Raw genomic sequence first — 2,903 nt, forward strand, 5'->3', positions numbered from 1 at the left:
TTTTTGGTTTGGTCGCCTATCAGCTTACTCAGTAAGCTGGGGAGAAGGCTCAATAAGTATCAAGTGCGTGGTGTCGGCAGCAAGCTGCCTGCGGCGGCACCCCACACGCAGGCGTTAGGTGTCTTTGTGCCAGTCTCTGCTATGCTGTTCCTCTTTGACATTTTATTAAGGAGTAACCCATGGGTGCGAAATCCAAACCTCAGTCGACAGAGATTGATCATATCCGTAATACCCTGACTGACGTAGTTGACGGCCTTGGTCAAACCCGTAGTGAGATGCACCAGAGATTTGACCAACAGAGCAAAGAAACCAGCGAACGGTTTGACCAGCAAGATAAGCGCCTTGACCAGCAAGGTTCTGATATTGCCGCTATCAAAGAAATGCTCCAAGCCTTACTCTCCCGCCAATAACCACGCCACCTAACAACTCACTTGACGGGGACCGCTACGCTGCCCCTCAGCTTTGCGGCTATGTTGCACAAAGTAGTCACTCTTTACTAATTTTTTCTCCATAGCATGCATTGCATATAATCTCTTCATCTGCTCTGAATGTATTCTTGCTAGTTTTCTTTTCTTTGCAACAAGAACATATGAAAGGCGATGCTTTAATGGTTTTTACTCTTTTATATCGATCTTTCGCACCAAGTAAAGAAGTCTCTTCCTTCCTGTTAGATGGATATTCACATGCGCCTGCAAAATAATTAGGTTCTGCTATTGAGGAAGCTGTACTTTGTTCGCAAGAGGAATATTGACACCCTTCGGAAACAACACCTTCTCCATTAACTTGAAAAATAATATCAGAACTATCTTCTGTTGTTACTGCAATATTTGTAATATAGCCATGAGATGGATTATAAAAAGAATCATTTATGGTTAAATTAGTTATTGACTGTAAGCGCAAATCAGTAGGCGTAATAACCTTTAAAAAATTAATATCTTTTATAGCAATATTTCCATTTTTAAGAAATATTTCAATACCGTATGAGTTCAAAACAAAAGAGTTCAAAATAAAAACCATTGCTAAAGATAGGATACTTTTACGCATTGGAAACCCCTTAAACTTTAAGCATCGAATTATAGTAACATAACAAATGGTTTCAGTTCGTTCAGTGGCTTCGCCACTCCACCCGAACGCCTTCGGCGGCGGCCGAACCAGGCGTTAGGCGCTAAAACAAAAATCGAAAAAATTGAACGAATCAGCTATCTTATGACTCATAATCATGTGATCTCAGACGAACATCAATATTTTGTTTTCTAAATGATCTAACCATGGGAGTGCTCAGATTGCCAACTATTTTAAGAATCGGGCCATACAGGTTTTTCTTCTACTCCAATGAAAATGGAGAACCTGCCCATATTCATATTCAGCGTGACAAAGCTCTCGCAAAATTCTGTTTAAAACCTGTCATGCTCGCAAGCTCAACAAGATTCTCTGCCAAAGAGATAAGGGAGCTTCAAAAGCATGTAGATAAAAATTAAGATAAATTCTTGGAGGCATGGAATGAATACTTTAAAGGTTGAGGTGCACCCATTAGCTCAAGATGTTAAATTTTCTGAATCTGAGCTAATTGTTAGCTTGGTTGATGGCAGAGTTATACTCGTACCAATCTCTTGGTTTCCATCTCTTTCAAATGGAACCAAACAACAACTCAACAATTGGGAGTTGCTTGGCGAGGGGGATGGTATCCATTGGCCTGATCTTGATGAAGATTTGAGTGTTAAAGGTCTCTTGCTCGGTGTCCACTAAAAATCCTGCTAAGTGCAAATCACGCCTAACCTGCATATTGCATCACCACGTCTGAACTGCTGACGTTTAGTCCATCAGTTTCTGTCGGGCAGTCATTTTGGAAGCTTTCAGCCTTTAAAAGCCATTTTTTCAAAATTCAGACATAACTCCCCCTTACCCCATTGTTTATTCCGTGCCGGGAACAGCACATTCCCCGTTATCCAGGAACCAGCTTCCTCGTCAGTTCCAGAAACAGCTTTTGATCGGGAAAGCTGCTGCTCATATGGATGCTGGTCCGACGAGTGTTGCGGACAGTCACGGCACCTATTTTCAACAACTGGTTACGCAATGTAGGCATCTGGGCACGAGCAAATTTCGTGCGCTTGTGGTAACCGCTTCTTAAGTATTCCAGCAGTACATAGGCCATTCCAGACATCAGTAAACGAAACTGGTTTGACCACCATTTATGGCAACCGGTGCGGTCAGAGAACAACCATTGCTGTTCTTTTATCGGTTTTCCATGTCACCACGCATACAGTAGCATCTGTCGTATAGCCATTTAGCAGAACCCTTCAGGTTAGTAACAACATACCGTGTATTGTCTGCCTTGATTGTGAACTCAGCTTTTACATCTACTTTACGCTCTCGCTTTTTCCAGCTCTTGGCTGCGTAGCTGAGCGTGGCGAAACAACGCTGTTTCTCTCTGGTTTCCTTGAAGCCCATGGCAGCCCGATGTCGAACATCCAGCGACAACGCATTTAATCGACTATTTGTGCCAATGCCTGCGATGTAATCGACGTTGCTCCGCTCGCACCAGCTTAATATCTGAGACCGACAAAAGCCGCTGTCACCCCGGAACAAGATTTTTTTTGGGCGGCTTGCGGAATGAAGCAAGAAACTGCTCAATGAGAATCTCATGCATCTGGACAGCCTGTTCCCCGTTTGCGTGCTTTTCAAAGCGGCAGAGCGTTGATTGACTGGCCAGTTGATGCTCAGAATCTGTAGCTGTTTGCAGAGCCAAGTCATAGCGAAGCTGTTGGTGATCATTCAGATCTTCGTAGCCCAAAACCAGAACATATAGGCGCTGTTTGACGACGGTTTCCGTTTTGTGCAGGCAGCGGGCAGTGTCTCTCGGATCGTTGATGATTTTGGCAAGAGCTTTCGATAACTGAAGTTTC

The 2,903-nt window shown here is 43.5% G+C and carries 5 protein-coding genes and 1 pseudogene; 3 read left to right on the forward strand and 3 right to left on the reverse strand.

Going from position 1 to position 2,903, the window contains the following annotated elements:
• The first annotated feature begins 179 nt into the window (after window positions 1-179).
• Window positions 180-410 carry a hypothetical protein gene (locus tag KDK18_RS12235; RefSeq protein ID WP_257255205.1) on the forward strand — a complete coding sequence of 77 codons (231 nt, stop codon included), beginning with the start codon at window positions 180-182 and terminating at the stop codon, window positions 408-410.
• 76 nt (window positions 411-486) lie between these two features.
• Here KDK18_RS12235 and KDK18_RS12240 read toward each other — a convergent pair whose 3' ends face one another.
• Window positions 487-1,044, reverse strand: coding sequence for a hypothetical protein (locus KDK18_RS12240; RefSeq protein WP_257255206.1), 558 nt, complete (start codon window positions 1,042-1,044; stop codon window positions 487-489).
• A 224-nt stretch (window positions 1,045-1,268) separates the two neighbouring features.
• Here KDK18_RS12240 and KDK18_RS14775 point away from each other — a divergent pair, with 224 nt between their 5' ends.
• Both KDK18_RS14775 and KDK18_RS12245 read left to right on the forward strand, forming a co-directional pair.
• Window positions 1,269-1,478, forward strand: coding sequence for a DUF4160 domain-containing protein (locus tag KDK18_RS14775; RefSeq protein ID WP_368736439.1), 210 nt, complete (start codon window positions 1,269-1,271; stop codon window positions 1,476-1,478).
• 22 nt (window positions 1,479-1,500) lie between these two features.
• On the forward strand, window positions 1,501-1,746 hold the full coding sequence (locus tag KDK18_RS12245) for a DUF2442 domain-containing protein (protein ID WP_257255207.1): 246 nt from the start codon (window positions 1,501-1,503) through the stop codon (window positions 1,744-1,746).
• A gap of 196 nt (window positions 1,747-1,942) precedes the next feature.
• Here KDK18_RS12245 and KDK18_RS12250 read toward each other — a convergent pair.
• Together KDK18_RS12250 and KDK18_RS12255 are read right to left on the reverse strand one after the other, a co-directional pair.
• Window positions 1,943-2,643 (reverse strand): annotated as a pseudogene (locus tag KDK18_RS12250) (transposase).
• Window positions 2,573-2,903: transposase (locus tag KDK18_RS12255; RefSeq protein ID WP_257255208.1), on the reverse strand; the 331-nt coding region annotated here is incomplete at its 5' end. The pseudogene KDK18_RS12250 and the gene KDK18_RS12255, both read right to left, overlap by 71 nt.

The sequence above is a fragment of the Endozoicomonas sp. SESOKO3 genome, assembly GCF_024606255.1.